This window comes from Pseudomonas yamanorum, assembly GCF_900105735.1.
Taxonomy (GTDB): domain Bacteria; phylum Pseudomonadota; class Gammaproteobacteria; order Pseudomonadales; family Pseudomonadaceae; genus Aquipseudomonas; species Aquipseudomonas yamanorum.
In genome coordinates this window covers 5,242,142-5,265,761 of sequence record NZ_LT629793.1, presented here as the reverse complement: position 1 = coordinate 5,265,761, position 23,620 = coordinate 5,242,142, and the positions used below count along the sequence as shown (strand labels likewise).

The following is a 23,620-nucleotide window of genomic DNA, read 5'->3' as shown; positions in this document are numbered from 1 at the left end:
AGGCTCAGAGGCGTTCGATGATGGTGGCGATACCCATGCCGCCGCCGACACACAGGGTGGCCAGGCCATACCGCTGCTGGCGCACCTCCAGTTCGTCGAGCAAGGTGCCGAGAATCGCGCAGCCGGTAGCGCCCAGCGGGTGGCCCATGGCGATGGAGCCGCCGTTGACGTTGACCCGGGCGGCGTCGATGCCCATGTCCTTGATGAACTTGAGCACCACCGACGCAAACGCCTCGTTAACCTCGAACAGGTCGATGTCTTCAACCCGCAGGCCAGCCTTGGCCAGGGCCTTGCGGGTGGCCGGTGCGGGGCCGGTGAGCATGATGGTGGGGTCAGTGCTGGTGACCGCCGTAGCGACGATGCGCGCCCGGGGTTGCAGGCCGAGTTCGCGGCCTTTGGCTTCAGAGCCGATCAGCATCAACGCCGCGCCGTCGACGATCCCGGAACTGTTGCCCGGTGTGTGCACGTGGTTAATACGCTCGACGTGGCTGTAGACCCGCAAGGCCGTGGCATCAAAGCCCATCTGGCCCATCATTTCGAAGCTGGGCTTGAGCTTGCCCAGGCCTTCGAGGGTGGAGTCGGCCCGGATGAACTCGTCCTGACCCAGCAGCACGATGCCATTCTGGTCCTGCACAGCGATCAGCGACTTGTTGAAGGAACCGTCTGATCTGGCCCGCGCTGCTTTCTGCTGTGAGTGCAAGGCAAAGGCATCGACGTCCTGGCGGGTAAAGCCTTCCAGCGTGGCAATCAGGTCGGCACCGATGCCCTGCGGGGTGAAGTGGCTGTGCATATTGGTTTGCGGGTCCAGCACCCAGGCACCGCCGTCGCTGCCCATGGGCACGCGGGACATGGACTCGACGCCGCCGACCACCACCAGGTCTTCAAAGCCGGAGCGCACTTTCATCGCGCCGAGGTTCACGGCTTCCAGGCCCGAGGCGCAAAACCGGTTGATCTGCACACCGGCGACGCTGACGTCCCAGTCCGCCACCAAGACGGCGGTCTTTGCGATGTCGGCGCCCTGGTCCCCCACCGGCGTGACGCATCCCAGGACGATGTCATCCACTTGCCGGGTATCGAGATCGGTGCGCTGTTGCAGCGCGGTCAGCAACCCGGCCACCAGGTTTACCGGCTTGACGCTGTGCAAGGCGCCATCCGCCTTGCCTTTGCCACGGGGCGTGCGTATCGCATCAAAGATCAAAGCTTGGGTCATGACGTCCTCGAATCACTGGGCTACGGATCGTGCCCTTACCTTAGGCGCCGGGGCGCCGGATTCAATGACCGAACCGCTCATTGACCTTGACGCACACGCTCAGACGAACGGTAGGAGGCTACGGGATTTGGCTGATTAATCGTTTTAGCTGTCTAGCCCTAGGGCTGGCGTCTGGCTGGCAATTGGCCTCATGCCTTTTTAATAAGTTTTCTTCAGGTAATGAGATGAAATGGATCTAAGCCATATAGAACGAGGGCTCTAAGGTTGAATCTGTAGGAGAAGTAAAAGGTTGCCGCCGGGTTTTGCTGGGGCACCTGTAAGAACTGTAAGAAAAGAGTCATGTAGCACCGTCATAGTTGAATCGACCGGCACGCATTTGACGCTCAGGAATAACAACAAAAGGCAGTCAGCCATGTTCAAGCATTCGAAAGTACGTCAGGCGGGACTTATTCTTTTCGCCACCACACTGATTCTGATCTTGCCCAATCTAACCAAGGTTATTGGGTGACGTCTAACGCCCCCCATTCTGCGCAAACACAGCGCCAGGATCGCAGCCTTTGGCAGCACCTTTCGGGATATTGCGTATAGCGATCCCGTCAGGGGCTGCCGTTTTGCGTGCCGGTTTCAGGTAGTTTTGCGGTATCGTGAACCCGCATCGCCACTCAAACACGGGCCCTTCCTTGAAACAGATCATCGTCCTCCTGAGCTTGCTGCTCGCCTTGCCGGCGTCTGCCGCACAGCTGACCATCGAGTTGGATCACACCCGTAAAACCTGGGAAACCGCCGAGCTGCTCAAGCGCTCGGATGCACAGACGGTGCAGATCGTTGATGACGTTTCCTACAAGCGCAACATGACGTATCGCGCGGTACCGTTGGCAGCGCTGTTGCCGGGCATAACGCCGGAAAATCATCTGCAGGCGGTGGCGCTTGACGGCTTTGCCGCAGAACTGACGGCGGCACCGCTGCTATCAAAAAGCGGCGCGCGGGCCTGGTTGGCGGTAGAAGACCCGGCGCACCCATGGCCGCCGCTGGCGGACGGCAAACCCAGCGCCGGGCCGTTTTATCTGGTGTGGACGGACCCGCAGGCCGGGCACATCAGCCCTGAGCAATGGCCGTTTCAGATCTCCGGCATCAAGCAGTTGAAGACGGTGGCGGAGCGCTTTCCGGCGTTGTTACCGGACCCGAAACTGGCGGCGAATGATCCGGTGAATCAAGGCTTCGCGCTGTTCCAAAAGAACTGCCTGGCGTGTCATCGCCTCAACGGGGCTGGCGATGCGCAGGTGGGGCCGGACTTGAATATTCCCTACAACCCCACTGAATATTTCACCGGGGATTTCCTCAAGCGCTACATCCGCGACCCGCAAAGCATGCGGCATTGGCCACAGGCGAAGATGCCGGCGTTTGCCACCAGCGTGCTGCCGGATGCGGACCTGGATTTGCTGGTGGGGTACTTGAAGCATATGGCAGGCAGAAAGCAGCCTTAAGGCTCGGGTAAATCTGTGGCGAGGGAGCTTGCTCCCTCGCCACAAAAAGCTTTGCTGGCACAGAGAGCTTTCCTGCTACACAGCTCCCTCTCTTTCCCGGAATCCTACTGCTGCTGCACCGAAATCACCGGTGTCGGTGCCACAAATACCTTGGCATGCATCTGCTCATGCCCTCCCCCACGGCGCATGCCCCGCACCGGGCAGGCGTCCAGGTAATCCAGGCCCACCGCCAGCTTCAGATGCCGCTCCGGCCGGGCCAGTTGATTGGTCACGTCAAAGCTGTACCAGACGTCATCCAGCCAGGCTTCGGCCCAGGCGTGGCTGGCCAGGTGCTCGCAGTCTTCGCTGTATAAATACCCCGACACGTACCGCGCCGGAATACCCAGGCTACGGGCACAGGCCAGGAAGGCGTGGGTGTGGTCCTGGCACACCCCGGCACGCCCGGCAAACGCCTTGGCCGCACAGGTGTCGACTTCGGTAGAGCCGGGCGAGTAGGTCATGTACTGGTTCAGCGCATGCATCAGATCAATCAACGCACTGCGGTCGCGGCGCTGGTGGCAATGCTTTTCGGCAAAGCTGCGCAGGGCATCGTCCGGCTCGGTCAAGCGGGTGCAGCGCAGGAACGGAAATGCCGACTGGCTTTCATGTTCCGCCTCGCGCAATTCATCGATATCCACCTGGCCACGGGCGCCGATGATGATGGCTTCGTGGGGCTCATCCAGGGTCAGCACGTGCAGGATGTTACCGAACGGGTCCAGTTGCGCCCGCACCGGCCGGGGCAGGTCCAGTTGCCAGCTCAGGACGTGCTGACGCTCGCTGTCGTGGGGCGTGAGACGCAGGTACTGGATGCTGGCACGCACCTGGTCTTCGTAGTGGTAGGTGGTTTCGTGGCTGATGGAAAGTCTCATGCCGCCTCCAGGTAGGAACTGTAAATAGCATCGCCCAGCTCGCGCACGAGCGGGATGAAGTCGGTCAGCCAAGCGTGCAGGCCTTCCTCGAGAATTTCGTCGATCGCGGTAAAGCGCAGCCGTGCATCCATTTCAGCCGCCAGGCGCTGGGCCGGGCGACCGTTGATGCCGGGCAGGCTGCCAAGGATCTGATCAATCTCCTCACTGCACGCCCGCAGCGAACGCGGGACGTCGGCGCGGAGCAGCAACAGTTCGGCGACTTGCCGGGCGCCTGGGGCGTCGCGGTAGATCTCGGTGTAGGCCTCGAAAGAGGACAAGGCCCTTAATAGCGCACTCCACTGATAGTAGGCGTGGGCGGTGCCATCGGTGACCGCTTCGGCCTGGTCACCGGCCATTTCATAGCGGGCATCCAGCAGGCGCAGGGTGTTGTCAGCGCGTTCGATAAAGGTGCCGAGGCGGATAAAACGAAAAGCGTCGTTACGCATGATGGTGCCGTAGGTGGCGCCACGGAACAGGTGGGAGCGCTCCTTGACCCACTCGCAGAACCGGCTCATGCCATAACGGCTTAGGCCCTGCTGGGCGATGTCGCGAATTTCCAGCCAGGTGGCGTTGATGTTTTCCCACATGTCGGCAGTGATTCGCCCACGTACGGCGTGGGCACTGGCCCGGGCCGCACCGAGGCAGCTGTAGATGCTGGCGGGGTTGGCCGCATCCAGGGCGAAGAAGTGCAGCAAGCGCTCGGCGTGCAGCTCACCGTGACGCTCGCGGTAATCGTCGAGGGTACCGGTGATCAACAGTGGCATTGCCAGTTCATGCAGGCCGTCGCCGCGTCCGTCCTGAGGCATCAGCGACAGCGAATAACTGACGTCGAGCATCCGTGCAAGGTTTTCCGCACGCTCCAGATAGCGCGACATCCAATACAAATCCGAGGCAGTTCTACTCAACATATTTCAATCCTCGACCACCCAGGTGTCTTTGGTGCCGCCGCCCTGGGACGAGTTGACCACCAGCGAACCTTCCCGCAGGGCCACGCGGGTCAGGCCGCCGGGCACCACACGGGTTTCCTTGCCTTGCAGCACGAACGGACGCAGGTCGATGTGGCGTGGGGCGATGCCGTTTTCGACGAAGGTCGGGCACGTCGACAGGCACAGGGTTGGCTGCGCGATATAGGCGTGGGGCTTGGCCTTGATGCGTGCGCGGAAGGCTTCGATTTCCGCCGCCGAGGCGGCCGGGCCGACCAACATGCCGTAGCCACCGGAGCCCTGGGTTTCCTTCACCACCAGCTCCGGAAGGTTGGCCAGCACGTGGGACAGTTCACTGGGATTACGGCACTGGAACGTCGGAACATTCTTCAGGATCGGTTCCTCATCCAGGTAAAAACGGATCATCTCGGTGACGAAGGGGTACACCGACTTGTCATCCGCCACCCCGGTGCCGATGGCATTCGCCAGCACCACATTGCCCGAGCGGTACGCCGCCAGCAGGCCTGGCACGCCGAGCATGGAGTCCGGGTTGAAGGCCAGCGGGTCGAGGAACGCGTCGTCGAGGCGGCGGTAGATCACATCCACCGCCTTGGGGCCGTCAGTGGTGCGCATGAACACGCGGTCATCGCGAACAAACAGGTCGGCACCTTCCACCAATTCCACGCCCATTTCACGGGCCAGGAACGCATGCTCGAAGAACGCACTGTTGAAACGTCCCGGGGTGAGTACCACCACGCTGGGGTTATCCAGCGGGCTGGAGCTTTTCAGGGTGTCGAGTAATAGGTTGGGGTAGTGGTCGATGGGCGCGATGCGCTGGGCGGCGAACAGTTCGGGGAACAGGCGCATCATCATCTTGCGGTCTTCGAGCATATAGCTGACACCGCTGGGGGTGCGCAGGTTGTCTTCGAGGACGTAGTAAGTACCGTCGCCATCGCGTACGAGGTCGACGCCGGAGATGTGGGAATAGATATCGCGGTGCAGGTCCAGGCCCTGCATCGCCAACTGGTATTGCTCGTTGGCCAGCACTTGCTCGGCAGGGATGATCCCGGCCTTGATGATCCGTTGTTCGTGGTACAGGTCGGCGAGAAACATGTTCAGCGCCTTGACCCGCTGGATGCAGCCGCGCTCGACGATCCGCCACTCACTGGCCGGGATGCTGCGGGGAATCGTGTCGAAGGGAATCAGGCGCTCGGTGCCTTGCTCATCGCCATACAGCGTGAAGGTGATACCGGCCCGGTGAAACAGTAAATCGGCTTCACGGCGGCGCTGAGCCAGCAGTTCGGCAGGCGTCTCGGCCAACCAGCGGGCGAACTCGCGGTAATGGGGGCGCACCTGCCCTGCCCCGTCGTACATCTCATCGTAATAAGTGCGGATCATGCCGTACTCCTTGTCACCCGGACGCCAGAACCATCGCAAGGCCCGTGCCAGCGGCATAAACACTTAAGTTTCAATCAGTTGGAGATAGGCGCAGGTCTCACCGCACCGTCCCGGTGCAGCAAATGCCCGCTGTCATGGGCGGCGCCTCATTGCAATGCAGGCCATGACTATCACCAGCATAGTCAGAGTTGATTTCACCGCGCGGCAAACCCTGCGGATAATCACCTCCATCGGCTGAACAGGACATGTCCTACAGCCTGAACCTTTGCTTGATGGGTAACGTGATACGGCATGTACCGATCGGTTCCCCTTCGCTCCGATCTTCCCTTTGACCACCCTGCTCGGGTGGTTTTTTTTGAGCCGGATTTTTCCCAAGCCAGAAACAAAAACGGCCGACCCAAAGGTCAGCCGATACGCTGTGTTGTTGCTCATGCCGCTACATGGGTAACCCACGCACCTCCTGTTTCACGCCCCATCCCTCAATGATCCCGCCCAAAGGCTCGACCACTGCCTCAAAGTCCTGCTCGAAGTCTCCTATGCCGTCGTAGGTGGCGAACATGATTTTGCTCAGTTCCAGGTACCAGGCGCCGTCATCCCGCGCGCTGACCTGGGCATTCAGGGATTCCCCACGAAACCGACCCGCAGCCCGGCGCGCACGTTCCTCATCCGGGAAAATGGCGTAGAACTCAATGGGGTGGAAACGTGAGAAGTCAAAGCCGCCCTCTTTCATGCGGCGCAACACGTTGGTGCTGATGTCTTCTTGATAGGCTGTGCTCATGAAACGTCCTCCTCACACCGATGGATAGACTTTCCGTGCTTCCCAAGGCCCGCGCTGCAAGGGCGCGGGTGTTACGGCAATGAAGTCGCCGCTGGGAGACAAGCATGTAGCTGACAAGACCAGACCTTAGCGATTCATTCGCTGATCTCCATTGCAGAGTAGCGCGAAGCTTTCAGCTCCACCAGAGTCTGTTTAAGGGTGTACAGGGAATGTTCAGGCGGCGGGGTCGACCTTGAGGTCTTTAATGCTGTTTTGATCTTTCAGGATCTTCACCGTGGGCTCGGCAACACGCCCCTCGAGATCGTTGAGATCCAATTCCTTCAGCACCGGAGATACGCGAGCGCGAACCAGGCGCGCAGCCTCTTCAAGGGTCGGTTTTTGCTCGCATTCGAATTGCTCGACTACCGACTCACCATGATCATCAGTGAAGGAAACGTTCCACTTTGGCATCAGAGCCTCCTCGATAAAACCCATGGGTGGGCTTACATCTATCTGGACCTTGAGGGCTTGGAAATCGTTCCACTCAAGGCAGGAGGCACCTGATCAACTGCAGTTACTTTTCAGCGTGTTCTTTCAGGGCTTTCAAGGTGTTGAACGGTGCGTCCACCACAAACTTGTTGGCCAACCACGACGGCACGCTGCCACCTGGCTCGGTGTGCACCTGATAGGTCACTTCGGTCAGGTTGTCGCCTTTAGGCACCAGCTTCCAGTAACCGTCAACCTGGGCTACGCGCACATAGCCTTTGACTTCGGGCTGGTAGGTCGGCACTTCCAACAGCTTGCGGGTCACGCTGCCGTCGGCGGCCTTGGTGGTGGTGATTTCCAGGATCGAGTCACGGTCGGTGACCGGGAACGGGGCCTTGAACTGGGTGTAGGTCCAGCTCTTGTCACCTTCTTGCTTAAGCAGTTTTTGCGATTTGCATTCGTGGATCCAGGAACAGGCCCCGGCCACGTCTTCCTGCAACGCCTGGATCTTGGCCAGCGGTGCCTTGATGGTGGTCACACCGCGATAAGCCTTGTATTTGGAGCCGGCAATTTCACTCAACGACACTTTGATGCCGTCTTCATCCTTGGCAGTCTGCCAGTCTTCAGCGTGCGCTGCGGCAGCAAACATCACGGTAAAACCGCACAACACAGCAATTCGTTTCAGTGAACCCATGGTCTTATTCCTTATTGTTGAAGTTCAGTACTTTGAACAGCCCACTAAGCCGCGGTCATCTGTTCCCACCAGCCGATCAACTTGATCGCTTCTGCCTGGCTGTTGCCACACACTTCGATATCCGGCTGGAACGAACTGCACACCGCCGGCCGCTCTGGCTGGCCAAACAACTGGCACAGTTGTTCGACCGAAAGATGCAGGCAGCGTTCGCCCGCCGGTTTGCCGGCAGGCATCCCCGGCAACGGAGAACTGATGGATGGGGCAATGCAGCAAGCGCCACAGCCTTCACGGCATTTCATGACGAACAGATCCTCGACAACTCAATGTTGATGGCCACGTAAGACTACGCGCTTAAACAGACGTTTTAAATTGGCCTAATAGGGGTTTTTCACCGAAAACAAAAGTGACTGGCCAGTCTGCGACAGAAGGTCAGGGGGACGCGTCACTTTCAGTCGTCGGGTTTATTGCTTGAACTGGAAATCCAGCGCCGCGCCTTCTACCTCGCGACGTTCTTCGTTGCGCAGTTGCAGCTGCATTTCATTGCTGAGCAGGCGCCCGTTGATCTGGAACGCGCTGTTATCGGTGGGTTTCTCGGCAAACATCGGCGGCAGCAGCGGCACATTCTTCGGCTGCGGCATGGTGCCGAGAGGTTGCAGGTGGCGAACCATGTTCGACGGCAGGCTCAAATCCAGTTCCGCAGGCGGCAATTGAGTCTTGGCCACTTCGTGGGCTGATTTTGACTTGCTGGCAATAGGCGCACGCTTTTTAGCCGGTGCTGCTTTCTTGACGGGTGCTTTCTTCGCCACCGGTGTCTTCTTTACCGCAGCGGCTTTCTTCGCCGGTGCCTTCTGCTGGGTGCTGGCAGCAGGGGCTGTTTCACCGGCGGGAGCCGCCAGGACGGCGCCAGCGTTACACAGGCTTAACACGCAGATCAGCAGCGCAGCAGGAAAGGTATAAGTCATATCGCCAGCAGCATTAACGGCAGAAGGCCATATGCTCGCTTGTTGAGGGCGGTATGACAAGCATGGTAATTAGCCAGCTACCCTACGTGTCCCCTTTCCATGCCTCAGAAACCCGCCGCAGTCTCCTGGCACAACTGGCTCGCCAGCATGCCGAGGGTCATCAGCGCGCGCTCCGCCTCGCGGTTCCACGGCGTGCCGCAGTTCAGGCGAATACAGTGGTTGAACTGTTCTGTATTACTGAAGATCAGCCCCGGTGCAATGCTGATGCCTTGCTGCAAGGCACGCACGTGCAGTTCCTGGGTATTGACCCGTCCCGGCAAACTGACCCACAGGATAAAACCGCCGGTCGGCCGGGTCATCTGGGTGCCTTCGGGGAAATACTGTTGCACTGCCAGCTGGAACGCGCTGAGGTTCTTGCGATACTCCTGGCGGATATAGCGCAAGTGCCGGTCGTAACCGCCGTTTTCCAGGTACGCCGCCGTGCCCATCTGGGTCACGCTGCAGGCCGAATGGGTGCTGAACATTTGCAGGCGCTGGATTTCCTGCTGGTACTTGCCGGCGATCATCCAGCCGATGCGGATGCCCGGTGACAAGGTCTTGGAAAAACTGGAGCAATAGATGACACGGTCCAGGCGGTCGTAGGCTTTGAGCGCCTTGGTGCGACCCAGTTCGAACATCAGTTCGCCGTAGATATCGTCCTCGACGACCTGGATATCGAAATCCGACGCCAAGCGCAGCAACTGTTTCTGCCGCTCTTCGGGCATGGTGCCGCCCAGGGGATTGCTCAGGCGCGTGGTCAGCACCAGGGCCTTGATCGACCATTGGTTGGCCGCCAGTTGCAGGGCCTCCAGGCTCATGCCGGTGGCCGGGTCGCTGGGAATTTCGATGACCTTCAGGCCGAGCAAATCCGCCAGTTGCAGCAAGCCGTAATAGGTCGGCGATTCGGCGGCGATCAAGTCGCCGGGACGGGTCAGGACCCGTAGCGACATCTGCAACGCGTCGACACACCCGTGGGTGATCACCACTTCGGACGGATCGACCACCACCCCGGCATCCCGCATACGGATCGCCACCTGGCGCCGCAGCGGTTCAAAACCCGGGCTGAACATGTAGCTGAACGCCCGCGGGCTCTGGAAGCGCGTGACCTTGGCCAGTTGCTGGTGCAGTGCACGCACCGGCAAGTAGTCGACACTCGGCACGGCAGCCCCCAGCGGGAACACGCCTTCGCGACGGGATTCGACCAACACCTGTTGAATGATGCTGCTGCGGGTGACCAACCCTGGACGCTCGACCCGGGCAATATCCGGCGTAGGCGCGGTGAGCGCCGGCGTCTGGTGCACGTAATACCCGGACTGCGGCCGCGCGCGAATCAACCCCTGGTCTTCCAGGTTCGCGTAGGCCTGCAACACGGTGGCGTGGCTGACATTGAGCTGGGAGCTCATTTTGCGCACCGAAGGCACGCGCTCGCCCGGTTGATAGACACCGCGGCGGATATCCTCAGCCAGTTGCTGGGCGATACGTTGGTAAAGCAACAGATTGGTCATGACGCAGCACTCGATTTCACGGGTATTTTATTTTTGTGTGAAACATACCGGCACAGTTTAGAAGTGTACGGGGACAGTTGCCACAATAGTCGAGCGTGGGCGGCAGTGATAGAAAAAACTGTAAGGGTGGTGAACTGAATGGCGGGCACAAAAAACCCGATCACTGATCGGGCTTTTATGGGAGCTGTCGAGCACCAAGCCAGGCTGCGATGCAGGAACTGAGGTCTCGCAGGTTCACCGAGGCGATACTATCGCAGCCTCGCTGGGGCTCGACAGCTCCTACAGGATCACCTTTGAGCTTGAGTACCTGGTTTAGCGAGCAGCGCCCAGTTGGCCTTTCTCGTCGGAGAACACTATTTCTACCCGACGGTTCTGCGCCCGGCCACGCTCCGAAGCGTTGACGTCAACCGGGTACTGATCGCCGTAGCCTTCGACCTGAATGCGTTTTTCATCGATACCCAGGTCGCTCAGTACATCGGCCACCGCTTGGGCGCGGTCCCGAGACAGTTTGAGGTTTTCCTGCTCGCCACCGGTATTGTCGGTGTAACCCTCGATACGCACCACGCGCTTGGGGTTCAACTGCAGGAACTGTACGACTTTGAGCACCGTGCGGTTGGCCGAGTTTTGCAGCTCTGCCTCGCCAGTGTCGAACAGCACGTCACCCAGCGTCATCACCAGCCCGCGATCAGGCTGGACGGTGGTCAGACTGGAAATCTGCGCCTCAATCCATTTGCCCTGTTGCTGCACGCTGGCCAGCTTGGCTTCACGCAGGGCCAGCTGCAGACGCTGGCGTTCCAGCTCCAGCTTGACCCCACGCTCCTGATTGAGTGCCTGCTCGGTGTGTTCCCGGGCAATCGCGCTGTAGCGCTGGCTCAGGTAGGCGTAATGCGCCACATCGGCGCCGCTGCCCCAGAAGCTGGAGAAACGGTCGGCCCGGGCCAGGGACTCACCCGCACGTATCACGTCTTTGGGCGCGATACGCAGCACATTCGAGTCTTCCTTGACCTTCTGAAAGTCACTGCTCGCCTGTTGCAAGGCGAGGTTACTGTCGGGATGGGTCGCACAACCACCGAGGGCACTGCCCAGCAACACCACACAGCTCAACCCACGAATCAACGGGCTCATTGGGCGTCTCCCAACTGCAACTGCTTGCGCAGGCGGGTGATACGGGTGTTGAGCACGTTCAGTTGCTCCTGGCTTTTGCGGGTCAGCACCCGCGCTTCCGCCAGGCGGGCGTCCAGCTCGGCTTCTTCAGCCTGCATGCGGGCGTCCTTGTAGGATTCATCGGCCATGTCGGCCTTGGCCTGGGTGAACTTGCCTTCAGCCAGCTTCAGCTCGGGCGAGTCATCGGCGACGGCGCCCACGGCGTTGGCTTGCTCCAGGGCTTGCTGGGTCAGGCGCATTTGTTCATTCGGCGCAGGATCGGCTGCACATCCCGCCAGAGCTACAACGGCGAGGGCCGCGAAAAGAGGTCGAATAGTCACTGAAAATCCCTACTTTGTTGGGGTGCCGACGGGTTGCTGCAACTGCGCTTTCCAGCGCTCGAGATTGCGCTGCAGCGCGGTTTCCGCCAGACCGGACGCGGGCAATTCTGTCATCTTTTTGGCGAGCTGTCCGCGCAACCACGGATCGTTGCAGGCGGAGTTGTGGGAAATCGCCAGGTAGAGTCCCGGCTGGTCGATGGGTATTTCCCGCGCCACCAGGTCGTTGCTCATGCCCAGGGTCTGGGCCATGGCCATGCCGGAATAACGTCCGGCGAGTACGTAGTCCACTTCCCCCAGCAGCAGCTTCTGAAACGCCGGGGTCAAGGTGGGCAGGCGTTGCAGGGTCAGTTGCTCACCGGCGAAGGTTTCAAAGTCACGGCTCAGGCGCGCCCTTTCCGACACCGCGCCCTTGTGGCCATGCAGGTCGCTGGGCTGGTTGTAGGCCAGGGCCGAATCCTTGCGGGTCCAGACCAGGTAATCGGTTTGCACCAATGCCGGGTGGATGTAATCGAGGGCATCCAGAGCGTCGAGGGTCAACGGCGCATCGGCAAGGATGTCCATGCGTCCGCTGCGCACTTCGTCCAGAGCCACGGAGCGCTTGCCGCCGTACAGCAGGTCGATTTTCACTCCGAGGTCCTTGGCCACTTGCTGCAACATGTCGGCGGTGGCGCCGATCAAGTGCGTGGGGTCCTGGGGATCACGCCACAGATAAGGCGGTGCGTCCGGGCTGCCAGTGATCACCAGGCGATCACATTTGCCAGCCGCCAACGACACCGTCGGCAGCAGCGACAGGGCCAGCAGTACAGTCCAGGGACGCAATTCCATGGCCGGGTTCTCCCATTCAAAAATTACCGGGCAAAAAAAAGCCCGGTCAAAAGACCGGGCTCTTTATAAGTGAAGCGACTGGATTAGACCAGCTTCTCCAACTCGGGTACGGCTTCGAACAAGTCTGCCACCAGGCCGTAATCAGCCACCTGGAAGATCGGCGCTTCTTCGTCCTTGTTGATCGCAACGATCACCTTGGAGTCTTTCATACCGGCCAAATGCTGGATCGCGCCGGAGATACCGACGGCGATGTACAGCTGTGGCGCAACGATTTTGCCGGTCTGACCGACCTGCATGTCGTTCGGTACAAAACCTGCGTCGACGGCAGCGCGGGAAGCGCCGACCGCAGCGCCCAGCTTGTCAGCCAGGGCGTACAGGTGCTTGAAGTTGTCGCCGTTCTGCATGCCGCGACCGCCGGAAACCACGATCTTGGCAGCGGTCAGTTCCGGCCGATCGGACTTGGCCAGCTCTTCGCCTACGAAGCTGGAAGTGCCAGCGTCGTGAGCAGCAGCCACAGCTTCAACCGCAGCCGAACCACCTTCAGCAGCAACCGGGTCGAAACCGGTGGCACGCACGGTGATGACTTTTACCGAGGCAGTGGACTGCACGGTAGCGATGGCGTTACCGGCATAGATCGGACGCTTGAAGGTGTCGGCGCTTTCGACCGAAACGATCTCGGAGATCTGGTCAACGTCCAACTGCGCAGCAACGCGCGGCAGGATGTTTTTGCCGTTGGAGGTAGCGGCAGCCAGGATGTGGCTGTAACCAGCGCCCAGCTCTGCTACCAGCGGGGCAACGTTTTCCGGCAACTGGTGAGCGTAGGCCGCGTTGTCGGCGACCAGTACTTTGCTCACGCCAGCGATTTTTGCAGCGGCTTCAGCCACGGCGCCAACGTTTTGGCCGGCGACCAGCACGTGGATATCACCACCGATTTTGGCGGCGGCGGCAACAGTGTTCAGGGTGGCCGGGGCCACAACCTTGTTGTCGTGTTCTGCGATTACCAAGATAGTCATGGTTAGATTACCTTCGCTTCGTTTTTCAGTTTCTCGACCAGTTCAGCCACCGACTTGACCTTGATGCCCGCGCTGCGTGCAGCCGGCGCTTCGACTTTTACGGTCTTGTTGGTGGAGGCGGTGGAAACGCCCAAAGCATCCGGAGTCAGCACTTCGAGAGGCTTCTTCTTGGCTTTCATGATGTTTGGCAGGGACGCGTAGCGCGGCTCGTTCAAACGCAGGTCGGTGGTGACGATGGCTGGCAGTTTCAGGGAAACTGTTTGCGCGCCGCCATCGATTTCGCGGGTCACGGCAACCTTGTCGCCGCTCACTTCGACTTTCGAGGCGAAGGTGCCCTGGCCGTAACCGGTCAGTGCAGCCAGCATCTGGCCAGTCTGGTTGTTGTCGCTGTCGATGGCTTGTTTGCCGAGGATCACCAGCGATGGCTGTTCCTTGTCGACAACAGCTTTCAACAACTTGGCAACGGCCAGGGAAGTCAGCTCTTCAGCGGATTCGACGAGGATGGCGCGATCGGCACCCAGCGCCAGGGCGGTACGCAGCTGCTCTTGAGCAGTGGTCGGACCGATGGAAACGACGACGATTTCAGTCGCAACGCCTTTCTCTTTCAGGCGTACGGCTTCTTCCACGGCGATTTCGCAGAAAGGGTTCATCGACATCTTGACGTTAGCGAGGTCGACGCCGGAATTGTCCGCCTTGACGCGAACTTTCACGTTGTAATCGACAACGCGTTTGACAGCTACAAGAACCTTCATGGATTCCTCGTTACTCTCCGGTGAAAAGAAAGTCGCCTAGGCGAACCTGGCGGTTGATGCTCATCGGCACACAAGGGCACCTCCAAAAACACCGGCGATCGTCGGCGGGGGACCTTGCTCACGGGAGTGATGACCGTTCGTCAGCGGTGACTGAGAGGTCATTCATTATCGTGGCGTGTAAACTGCGGGCCATCGTGGCTCGCGCGTCACCCTTATTTGCCTTCAGCCTGTCTTTCGAGGTGGCCTTGAAACCCACAGTCTGCCTACGGGATGCGCAAAACCGACCGTATATTGACCGGAACGCCTATTCCGGTCAATACGGCAAAATGGTCAGTTATAAGCCGCGTTGCTTTGATTTACCTAGCTTGCGGGCAATTCAAACAAACGTTTGTATTGGACGCTGAGAGTGGTGTAGATATAATGCGCCACCTAGAGAGAAAGGTGGGTCGTCCCCTGCCCCTTGCATGAGATTTATGCAGGCATTGCCGGACGAATTACCGAACCTCCACCCATTAGAAAAAAAAGCCGTTGAGCCTTGAGTAGGAGATAGCCTGTGGAACGCGAATACATGGAATTCGACGTGGTCATCGTCGGCGCTGGCCCGGCAGGCCTGTCTGCCGCCTGCCGATTGAAGCAGAAGGCCGCCGAAGCCGGTAAGGAAATCAGCGTCTGCGTGGTCGAAAAAGGCTCCGAAGTCGGCGCTCACATCCTGTCCGGTGCCGTGTTTGAACCCCGTGCCCTGAACGAACTGTTCCCGGACTGGAAAGAACTCGGTGCACCGCTCAACACCCCTGTTGTGCGGGATGACATCTATGTACTGCGCTCCAGCGAAGCCGCCACCAAGGTGCCTGACTTCTTTGTGCCCAAGACCATGCACAACGAAGGCAATTACATTATCTCCCTGGGCAACCTGTGCCGCTGGCTCGCCCAGCAGGCCGAGAACCTGGGCGTGGAAGTCTACCCGGGCTTCGCCGCCCAGGAAGCACTGTTCGACGAAAACGGCGTGGTGCGCGGGATCATCACCGGTGACCTCGGCGTCGACCGTGAAGGCCATCCAAAAGAAGGCGTCTACACCCCGGGCATGGAGCTGCGTGGCAAGTACACGCTGTTCGCCGAAGGTTGCCGTGGCCACATCGGCAAGCAACTGATCCAGCGCTTCAACCTGGACAGCGATGCTGACGCCCAGCACTACGGCATCGGCCTGAAAGAAATCTGGGAAATCGACCCGGCCAAGCATCAACCAGGCCTGGTAGTCCACACCGCCGGTTGGCCGTTGGACATCATGAGCGCCGAGAACACCGGTGGTTCGTTCCTCTATCATCTGGAAAACAACCAGGTTGTCGTGGGCTTGATCGTCGACCTGTCCTACAGCAACACCTTCCTGTCGCCGTTCGACGAGTTCCAGCGCCTCAAGCATCACCCGGTGCTGGCCCAGTACCTGGAAGGCGGCAAGCGCATCAGCTACGGCGCCCGTGCCATCTGCAAAGGCGGCCTGAACTCGCTGCCGAAAATGGTGTTCAAGGGCGGCGCGCTGATCGGTTGCGACCTGGGCACCCTGAACTTCGCCAAGATCAAAGGCAGCCACACCGCCATGAAGTCCGGCATGCTCGCCGCTGACGCCGTGGCCGACCGCCTGTTCGCCGAATCCGAAGGCGGCGACGAACTGACCGCTTACGTCGACAGCTTCAAGAACAGCTGGCTCTACGAAGAACTGTTCGCCAGCCGCAACTTCGGCCCGGCGATGCACAAGTTCGGCCCGATCCTGGGTGCCGGCTTCAACTGGTTCGACCAGAATATCCTCGGCGGCAAAATGCCGTTCACCCTGCACGACACCAAGCCGGACTACGCCTGCCTCAAACTGGCCAAGGACAGCAAGAAAATCGATTACCCGAAACCCGACGGCAAGCTGAGCTTCGATAAGCTGAGCTCGGTGTTCATCTCCGGTACCAACCACGAAGAAGAACAGCCGTGCCACCTGAAGCTGAAAGACCCGAGCATCCCGATCGGCACCAACCTGCCGCTCTACGATGAACCGGCACAGCGCTACTGCCCGGCCGGCGTGTATGAAGTGATCACCAAGGAAGACGGCGAGAAGCGCTTCCAGATCAACGCCCAGAACTGCGTGCACTGCAAGACCTGTGACATCAAGGACCCTTCGCAGAACATCACCTGGGTGACACCGGAAGGTGCGGGTGGGCCGACTTACCCGAATATGTAAGGCATTGGCTTGAAAAACGAGGCCCCCGAATGGGGGCCTTTTTTGTGGCCCGGAAAAAGCCCCATCGACTCGGTCAAATGTGGGAGCTGGCTTGCCTGCGATAGCAGTGGGTCAGCAATATATCTGTGGCTGACACACCGCTATCGCAGGCGAGCCAGCTCCCACATTTTTGACCGCGTTGTGCCTGGGAGAGTTATGCCGCTCGCTCATCCCCAGGGCTGCGCTCGAAGTAGCGCTTGTATTCCCGGCTGAACTGCGACGTGCTCTGGTACCCCACGCTATGGGCCGCCTGCGCCACACCCATCCCCTCCACCAACAGCAACTGCTGCGCCTTGAGCAACCGCAACCGCTTGAGGTACTGCACCGGCGACAACAGCGTGCAACGCTTGAAGTGTTCGTGGAACGTCGACGCACTCATGTGCGCATAACCCGCCAGCGTCTCGATATTCAGCGGCTCGGCGTAATGGGCATGCAGGTGATTCAACGAGGTCGCCACCCGGGAAAACTGCCCCTGCTGCTCCACCAGTGCCCGCAGCACATCCGCCTGTGGCCCGCGCAATGCGGTGAACAATAATTCCCGCACCCGCGCCGGGCCCATGATCCGGCTCTCCAGCGGATCGTGCAGGCATTGCAACAGCCGTTCGACGCAGCCACGCATGGCGTCATCCAGTACCACCGAACTCATGGACTCCAACGTCTGCGCCGCCGGCGGTGGCCCGGACTGGATACCCATCGCCATCACCAACTCACCCAGCACCACCCGGTCAATGCCCACCGTCACCCCCAACAGCGGCGCATTGGGCATGGCAAAGGTCTCGCATTCGAACGGCACCGGCATCGCCTGGATCAGGTAATGCCCGGCGCCGTATTCCAGGGTACGCGGGCCCAGGTAGGCGACCTTGCTGCCCTGGGCGACGATCATCAGGCTCGGTTCATAAATCTGCGGGCCCCGCGCCACATCGCAACTGGCGCGCAACACCTGCACGCCCGGCAGGTTCGTGGGGGAGAAGCCATCACGGGGCGTCAGTGGTTCGATCAGGGCAACCAACGCGGCATTGGCGTCGACATGGCGGGTCAACAACATGGCAAAAACTTCGCGGAAAAGGGGATGAGACCATCATCGCAGGTCTGGCGCCACAGTGATCCAATCCAGGGGCACTCCCGGAGGAATAGGCATGAGACTCGGAGCAATCGCCATGGCCGCCCCAAGCCTCGGCGCGGAGAATGCGCCACCTCACCTGTCACTGCACCTGCGAGGTTTCTCCATGTACACCGCCATCGGTTATGCCGCTCAATCGGCCACCACTCCCCTCGCCCCCATGTCCTTCGAACGCCGTAGCCCACGCGCTGATGACGTGGCGATCGAAATTCTCTTCTGCGGCGTCTGCCACTCCGACATTCACCAGGCACGCAACGAATGGGGCATTGCCGTGTACCCGCTGATGCCGGGCCACGAGATCGTCGGCAAAGTCACCGCCGTCGGCGCCAGCGTCACTGCGCATAAAGTCGGCGACCTGGTGGGTGTTGGCTGCATGGTCGACTCCTGCCGTCACTGCGACGCCTGCCACGCCGACCTCGAGCAATACTGCCTCGAAGGCCCGACCATGACCTACGCCACCCCAGACCGGGTCGATGGCAGCAACACCATGGGCGGCTACTCCGACAGCATCGTGGTCAGCGAACACTTCGTGGTGAAGATCCCGGCCAAGCTCGACCTGGCCAGCGCCGCGCCGATCCTCTGCGCCGGCATCACCACCTACTCACCACTCAAGCACTACGGTGTGAAGGCTGGCGACAAGGTTGGGGTTCTGGGCATGGGCGGGTTGGGCCATATGGGCATCAAGTTCGCCAAGGCCATGGGCGCGGAAGTGACATTGTTCACCCGCTCCGCGAGCAAGGCTGAAGAAGGCCGTCGCCAGGGCGCCGATCACGTGATCGTGTCCACCGATGCTGAACAGATGAAAGCCGCTGCCGGGCACTTCGATTTCCTGCTGGACACCATCCCGGTGCAGCACGACTTGAATCCCTACCTCGACGTGCTGCGCTTTGACGGCGTGCACATCCTGGTGGGCCTGATCGAGCCAGTCGACCCGCCCGTCAACGCTGCCAAGCTGGTGCTGGGCCGCAAGGTACTGGCCGGTTCATTGATCGGTGGCATTGCCGAAACCCAGGAAGTCCTGGATTTCTGCGCCGAGCACGGCATCACCTGCGACATCGAAATGCTCGACATCCGCCAGATCAACGAAGCCTACACCCGCATGATTGCCGGTGATGTGAAGTACCGCTTCGTGATCGACATGGCGACCTTGAAGGTCTGATGATCGTTCCCACGCTCTGCGTGGGAACGCATGCTGTGACGCTCCGCGTCACCGTTGCGCAGGGCTCAAGTCCTGCTGGACGCGGAGGCATTCCCACGCGGAGCGTGGGAACGATCAGGCCTGATCAGGCCTTCGCGCCCAACTCCGCTGACAGCCGCGCTGCGACCTGTTTGATCACAGGAATCAGCTCGGCCATTTTCTCCAGCGGCATGTAGGGCACGGTACTGGCGATGCTGATGCCGGCGACGATTCGCCGGCTGGCATCGCGCACCGGTGCCGCGACACAACGGATCGACGGTTCGTTGTCTTCCAGATCGAACGCATAACCGCCCGCCACGTATTCCTGCATGCGCTGTTCAAACTGTGCCCAGGATTGCTCGGGGTGCTGCGGCCACTGCAAGTTCTTCCCGCCCGTGGGCAAGCTGACCTGATACAGGCGCTGCCACTCTTCCACCGTGTCATCCAGCAACAACGCCTTGCCGATCCCGGTGCGCGCCAGCGGCATGCGATGGCCGACGCGCGAGCGCATTTCCGGGCCGTTGCGACCAGGGTTCTTGTGCAGGTACAGCACGTCGTCGTATTCGCGGATCGCCAGATGGATGGTGTCGCCAGTCAGCGCCGACAACTCGTCCAGGTAGGGAACCGCCAGGCTTACCAGCGGCAATTCCTCGCGCGCCTGAAACCCCAACTCGATCAACTTGGGCCCCAGCAGATAGCCGACTTGCGGCACCACGCGCAGGTAGCGCTCTTCCACCAGGCAACTGGCCAGGCGGTGAGTGGTACTGCGGGTGGTGCCGATGCGCTTGGCAATCTCCTTGAGATCCCGCGCGCCGGCGGCCACTGCCTGCACCACGCCCAATCCGCGAAGCAGGGTCTGGGTGCCGGTGGGGGCGGCGTCTTTGACGGGAATGTGGGCGTTTTCCTGCATATCGGGCCTATTGGGAAGTACGAAAACGGCGAGCATTATGGCAAATGCGGACCAGCAAAACAGAGGAGATCAAAATGTGGGAGCGGGCTTGCTCGCGAATGCGGTTTTCCAGTGAGTGCATAGGCTGACTGACACACCGCTTTCGCGAGCAAGCCCGCTCCCACATTGGTCTTGTGGCGCCCTTTTTATCGCTGCTTCATCCTGTCGATAATCACCGCCAGCAACAGGATCGAGCCGCGAATCACGTATTGGTAGAAGGTGTCGATGTTCTTCAGGTTCATCGCGTTCTCGATGATCGCCAGAATCAGCACCCCGGCAATCACATGCCGGATCATCCCGATCCCGCCGCTCAGCGACACCCCGCCCAGCACGCACGCCGAGATCACCGTCAACTCGAACCCCTGGCCAATCATCGGTTGCCCCGAGGTCATCCGCGACGCCAGGATCACCCCGGCCAAGGCGCCGATCACGCCGTGCACGGCAAAGATGATGATCTTGGTGCGGTCGACATTCACCCCGGCCAACAGCGCCGCTTCCTGGTTGCCACCGATGGCCATGGTGTTGCGCCCGTAGGTGGTGTAGTTCAGCAGCCAGCCAAAAAACACAAAGCACAGCACGGTGATGATGATCGGTACCGGCACGCCAAACAGCTGGCCGTTACCAAAGACGAAGAAGTTTTCGTCCATCACGCCCACCGCCTTGCCGTTGGAAAAGATATACGCCAGCCCGCGCACGATCTGCATCGTCGCCAGCGTCGTGATCAACGCGTTGATCCGCAGCTTGGCGATCACGATACCGTTGATCAGCCCCACCACCAGGCCCATGGCCAAAGCCGCCGACACGCCGAAGAACACGCTGTCGGTGTCGCGAATCACGATCCCCGCCACCACGCCCGAACAGGCGATCACCGAGCCCACCGACAAGTCGAAGTGCCCCGACGCCAGGCAAAACAGCATCGTGCAGGCCGCAATGCCCACGGTGGAAATCGCCAGCCCCAGGCCGCGCATGTTCAGCGGCGAGAGGAAGTTGTCGATGAAAATGGCGCTGAGCACAAAGATACTCAGGGCCGCCAGCAGCATGACCCAATCATCAAGAAACTTGCGCTGGTTGAACCCCGGCCAGAAGCTTCTTGCGGTTTTTACCTGTGACATACCCACCCCTCGTATTCTTCAGTCCCGCGTACGCGGAAGAGCCAGTTGCAGCAGCCGTGCTTCGTCCGCTTGATCGCGGGTCAATTCGCCGGTCAGGGCGCCTTCGCTCATCACCAGGATGCGGTCGGAGATGCCCATCACTTCCATCAGGTCGCTGGACACCACGATCACCGCAATGCCACTGGCCGCCAGGTTGTGGATGATCTGGTAGATCTCCGACTTGGCACCGATATCAATGCCGCGCGTCGGCTCGTCCAGCAACAACACTTTCATCGGCATCGACAGCCAGCGACCGAGAATCGCCTTCTGCTGATTGCCCCCCGACAGGAACAAAATCGGTTGGTCGGCAGACGGCGTGCGCACGTTCAACGCGCTGATCTGCCGCTGGGCGTTGGTGCGTTCCCAACCGCCCTGGATCAGCCAGCCGAAGCGCGCATGGTCGCGGCGCGCACTGATGTTGATGTTCTCCGCAACACTGGCGCGGGGCACGATGCCTTCCTTCTTGCGGTCCTCGGGGCAGAGCAACACGCCCGCCGCAATCGCATCCCGCGGCGTCTTGAACGTCTGCGCCTGGCCATGCAACAACAGTGCACCCTGGGTACTGCGGGACAGCCCGGCGAGCAGGCGCAACAACTCTGTGCGCCCTGCCCCGACCAGGCCAAACAGCCCAAGAATCTCGCCCTTGCTTACCTGCAGACTCACCGGCTCCTGTAACCCAGGCCCGAGCAACCCTTCGACTCGCAGCGCTTCACCGGAGTGCTCACGCGGCCTGTAGTCGTAGATGTCCTGGATATCCCGCCCGACCATGCAGTTGACCAACTGGTCGACGTTCAACTGCGCCATGTCCTCGAAGGTGCGCACGAAGCGCCCGTCCTTGAACACCGTCACCGCATCGCAAATCCGGAACACTTCTTCCATGCGGTGCGACACGTAGAGGATCACCCGGCCTTCATCCCGCAGCCGGGCGATGATCACCATCAGCCGCTCGATCTCGCGGGCCGAGAGGCTGCTGGTGGGCTCATCGAACGCAATCACATGGGCATTGCGCGACATCGCCTTGGCGATTTCCACCAGTTGCCGCTGGCCGAGGGACAGGCTGCCCAGGCGCATGTTCGGATCGATTTCATCCGCCAGGCCCTTGAGCAATTCCCGCGCCTTGCGCACCATCGCCCCGCGATTGACCACGCCAAAGCGCGACGGCATATGCCCCAGCAGCAGGTTCTCGGCGACGGTCATTTCCGGCACCAGTTGCAGCTCCTGGTGAATCACCGCGATGCCGCTGGCGATGCTGTCGGCCGCCGACTTGAAACTCACGCTGCGTTCGCCCAACTGCAAACTGCCGCTGTTGGGCGGATAAAAACCGCCGAGGATTTTCAGCAAGGTCGACTTGCCCGCGCCGTTCTCGCCCATCAGCGCATGCACCGAATGGGGCCGCGCTTCAAAGCTGATCTGCGCCAGGGCCTTCACCCCGGGAAACTCCTTGCCGATGCCGTTGAAGCGCAGGCTCTCTGCAGCGGCGCTGTTCATTTCCACAGACCGATCTTGCTCAACTCTTCCTTGAAGTTGGCGCGGGTGATCAGGGTCACGTTATCCAGGGCGGTGAACTTGGCCGGCTCGGTGCCTTTGGTCACCCACTCGAACATCGCGGTAGCGGTTTTATAGCCGGACGCATCGGGGCTGAGCAGCATCGAGCCGTAGAAACCGGTGTCGGATTTTTTCAGTTCTTCGATGGCGTCGGTGCCGTTGATGCCCACGCCGATCACATTCGGCGCCTTGAACCCGGCGCTTTCGGTGGCGCGTACGCCGCCCAGTACGGTGCTGTCGTTCATGCCGCCAATCAGCAGGTTTTTCGCGCCGCTGGGCAGTTTCACCAGGGCCGAGTTGGTGGAGTCCATGGCGCCCGGCACATCGAGGGTTTTCTGCGCGGTGAACAGAATGTGGTCAACCGGCAGGCCGGCGGCCTTGAGGCCTTCTACCGAACCGTCGGTGCGTTTCTTGCCGGTTTCCAGCTCGTCAAACGTATTGATGACGGCGTAGGTGTCCTTCCAGTCCCAGTTGCGATGCTTGGCTTCGGTGGCCATGGCTTCGCCTTGTTTCTGGCCGATCTTGTAGGCGTCCAGGCCAACGTAAGGCACGTCTTCCATGGGCTTGCCCTTGGCGTCGACGAAGCGGTCGTCCACCGCCAGCACTTTCAGGTTATTCAGCTTGGCCTTGGCCATGATCGCCGGGCCGAGGGACACGTCCGGCGGGCAGATGACGAAGCCCTTGGCGCCGTTGGCAGCGAGGGTATCGATGGCGGATAGGGTTTTCTCGCCATCGGGCACGGCGATCTTGATCACGGTGAAACCATGGTCCTTGCCGGCTTTTTCAGCGAAGGCCCATTCGGTCTGGAACCAAGGCTCTTCCGCCTGCTTGACCAGAAAGCCGATCTTTACTTCTTCGGCAGAGGCCAGGCCGCTGAGTGCCATTGTGAGTGCAAGGGTGCCTAGTGTCTTCTTGAGCATGAACCACCTCTTCTTGTTATTT

23 protein-coding genes are annotated in these 23,620 nt (G+C 60.4%); 3 read left to right on the top strand and 20 right to left on the bottom strand.

Annotation, left to right across the window (positions count from 1 at the left end):
- Nucleotides 1–4 precede the first annotated feature (4 nt).
- Nucleotides 5–1,210 carry an acetyl-CoA C-acetyltransferase gene (locus BLU46_RS24830; RefSeq protein WP_093207375.1) on the bottom strand — a complete coding sequence of 402 codons (1,206 nt, stop codon included), beginning with the start codon at nt 1,208–1,210 and terminating at the stop codon, nt 5–7.
- 680 nt (nt 1,211–1,890) lie between these two features.
- On the opposite strand from BLU46_RS24830, the gene BLU46_RS24825 reads away from it, so the two are divergent.
- Entirely contained in the window at nt 1,891–2,694 is an 804-nt protein-coding gene (locus BLU46_RS24825) for a c-type cytochrome (RefSeq protein ID WP_093207371.1), read from the top strand.
- Between the two features lie 104 nt (nt 2,695–2,798).
- Here the strand turns inward: BLU46_RS24825 and BLU46_RS24820 are convergent, their stop codons facing one another.
- The 14 genes from BLU46_RS24820 to BLU46_RS24755 form a co-directional block, all read right to left on the bottom strand.
- Nucleotides 2,799–3,602 (bottom strand): transglutaminase family protein, encoded by an 804-nt coding sequence (locus BLU46_RS24820; RefSeq protein WP_093207368.1) that lies wholly within the window; start codon nt 3,600–3,602, stop codon nt 2,799–2,801.
- Nucleotides 3,599–4,549: an alpha-E domain-containing protein gene (locus BLU46_RS24815; RefSeq protein WP_063027996.1), complete on the bottom strand. Its 951-nt coding sequence runs from the start codon at nt 4,547–4,549 to the stop codon at nt 3,599–3,601. The genes BLU46_RS24820 and BLU46_RS24815 overlap by 4 nt, the downstream gene beginning before the upstream one ends.
- Before the next feature lie 3 nt (nt 4,550–4,552).
- The gene (locus BLU46_RS24810) at nt 4,553–5,962 is read right to left on the bottom strand and encodes a circularly permuted type 2 ATP-grasp protein (RefSeq protein WP_017475776.1); all 1,410 of its coding nucleotides are present in this window, start codon (nt 5,960–5,962) and stop codon (nt 4,553–4,555) included.
- A 436-nt stretch (nt 5,963–6,398) separates the two neighbouring features.
- A complete protein-coding gene (locus tag BLU46_RS24805) occupies nt 6,399–6,740 on the bottom strand; it encodes a ribonuclease E inhibitor RraB (protein WP_003193463.1) in 342 nt (113 codons plus the stop codon).
- A gap of 213 nt (nt 6,741–6,953) precedes the next feature.
- Nucleotides 6,954–7,214: a hypothetical protein gene (locus BLU46_RS24800; RefSeq protein WP_017475778.1), complete on the bottom strand. Its 261-nt coding sequence runs from the start codon at nt 7,212–7,214 to the stop codon at nt 6,954–6,956.
- Between the two features lie 79 nt (nt 7,215–7,293).
- Nucleotides 7,294–7,899: an START domain-containing protein gene (locus BLU46_RS24795; protein ID WP_063027992.1), complete on the bottom strand. Its 606-nt coding sequence runs from the start codon at nt 7,897–7,899 to the stop codon at nt 7,294–7,296.
- 44 nt (nt 7,900–7,943) lie between these two features.
- A complete protein-coding gene (locus BLU46_RS24790; RefSeq protein WP_026077765.1) occupies nt 7,944–8,198 on the bottom strand; it encodes a YkgJ family cysteine cluster protein in 255 nt (84 codons plus the stop codon).
- A gap of 162 nt (nt 8,199–8,360) precedes the next feature.
- Nucleotides 8,361–8,861: a translation initiation factor 2 gene (locus BLU46_RS24785; RefSeq protein ID WP_093207365.1), complete on the bottom strand. Its 501-nt coding sequence runs from the start codon at nt 8,859–8,861 to the stop codon at nt 8,361–8,363.
- Nucleotides 8,862–8,965: 104 nt separating this feature from the next.
- Nucleotides 8,966–10,405: an aminotransferase-like domain-containing protein gene (locus tag BLU46_RS24780; RefSeq protein ID WP_008434911.1), complete on the bottom strand. Its 1,440-nt coding sequence runs from the start codon at nt 10,403–10,405 to the stop codon at nt 8,966–8,968.
- 312 nt (nt 10,406–10,717) lie between these two features.
- Complete coding sequence (locus BLU46_RS24775) at nt 10,718–11,530, bottom strand: OmpA family protein (RefSeq protein WP_093207362.1); 813 nt, start codon at nt 11,528–11,530, stop codon at nt 10,718–10,720.
- Complete coding sequence (locus BLU46_RS24770; RefSeq protein ID WP_076015098.1) at nt 11,527–11,889, bottom strand: DUF4398 domain-containing protein; 363 nt, start codon at nt 11,887–11,889, stop codon at nt 11,527–11,529. The genes BLU46_RS24775 and BLU46_RS24770 overlap by 4 nt, the downstream gene beginning before the upstream one ends.
- Before the next feature lie 9 nt (nt 11,890–11,898).
- Nucleotides 11,899–12,714, bottom strand: coding sequence for a substrate-binding periplasmic protein (locus BLU46_RS24765; protein ID WP_063027984.1), 816 nt, complete (start codon nt 12,712–12,714; stop codon nt 11,899–11,901).
- An 83-nt stretch (nt 12,715–12,797) separates the two neighbouring features.
- Nucleotides 12,798–13,727 (bottom strand): electron transfer flavoprotein subunit alpha/FixB family protein, encoded by a 930-nt coding sequence (locus BLU46_RS24760; RefSeq protein WP_004371223.1) that lies wholly within the window; start codon nt 13,725–13,727, stop codon nt 12,798–12,800.
- A gap of 2 nt (nt 13,728–13,729) precedes the next feature.
- The gene (locus tag BLU46_RS24755; protein ID WP_004371224.1) at nt 13,730–14,479 is read right to left on the bottom strand and encodes an electron transfer flavoprotein subunit beta/FixA family protein; all 750 of its coding nucleotides are present in this window, start codon (nt 14,477–14,479) and stop codon (nt 13,730–13,732) included.
- A 553-nt stretch (nt 14,480–15,032) separates the two neighbouring features.
- Here BLU46_RS24755 and BLU46_RS24750 point away from each other — a divergent pair.
- Nucleotides 15,033–16,697 carry an electron transfer flavoprotein-ubiquinone oxidoreductase gene (locus BLU46_RS24750; RefSeq protein ID WP_063027982.1) on the top strand — a complete coding sequence of 555 codons (1,665 nt, stop codon included), beginning with the start codon at nt 15,033–15,035 and terminating at the stop codon, nt 16,695–16,697.
- A 193-nt stretch (nt 16,698–16,890) separates the two neighbouring features.
- Here the strand turns inward: BLU46_RS24750 and BLU46_RS24745 are convergent, their stop codons facing one another.
- Nucleotides 16,891–17,781 (bottom strand): AraC family transcriptional regulator, encoded by an 891-nt coding sequence (locus BLU46_RS24745; RefSeq protein WP_004371227.1) that lies wholly within the window; start codon nt 17,779–17,781, stop codon nt 16,891–16,893.
- Between the two features lie 181 nt (nt 17,782–17,962).
- Between BLU46_RS24745 and BLU46_RS24740 the strand changes: the two genes are divergently transcribed.
- Nucleotides 17,963–19,015, top strand: a complete 1,053-nt coding sequence (locus BLU46_RS24740; RefSeq protein ID WP_093210189.1) for an NAD(P)-dependent alcohol dehydrogenase — start codon at nt 17,963–17,965, stop codon at nt 19,013–19,015.
- Between the two features lie 124 nt (nt 19,016–19,139).
- Here BLU46_RS24740 and BLU46_RS24735 read toward each other — a convergent pair whose 3' ends face one another.
- From BLU46_RS24735 to BLU46_RS24720, 4 genes are all read right to left on the bottom strand, one after another.
- Nucleotides 19,140–19,943, bottom strand: coding sequence for an IclR family transcriptional regulator (locus BLU46_RS24735; protein ID WP_063027980.1), 804 nt, complete (start codon nt 19,941–19,943; stop codon nt 19,140–19,142).
- Nucleotides 19,944–20,128: 185 nt separating this feature from the next.
- The gene (gene araH / locus BLU46_RS24730) at nt 20,129–21,094 is read right to left on the bottom strand and encodes an L-arabinose ABC transporter permease AraH (protein ID WP_026077769.1); all 966 of its coding nucleotides are present in this window, start codon (nt 21,092–21,094) and stop codon (nt 20,129–20,131) included.
- Between the two features lie 18 nt (nt 21,095–21,112).
- Nucleotides 21,113–22,621, bottom strand: coding sequence for an L-arabinose ABC transporter ATP-binding protein AraG (gene araG / locus BLU46_RS24725; RefSeq protein ID WP_093207359.1), 1,509 nt, complete (start codon nt 22,619–22,621; stop codon nt 21,113–21,115).
- Complete coding sequence (locus BLU46_RS24720) at nt 22,618–23,598, bottom strand: substrate-binding domain-containing protein (protein WP_063027976.1); 981 nt, start codon at nt 23,596–23,598, stop codon at nt 22,618–22,620. The genes araG and BLU46_RS24720 overlap by 4 nt, the downstream gene beginning before the upstream one ends.
- Nucleotides 23,599–23,620 lie beyond the last annotated feature (22 nt).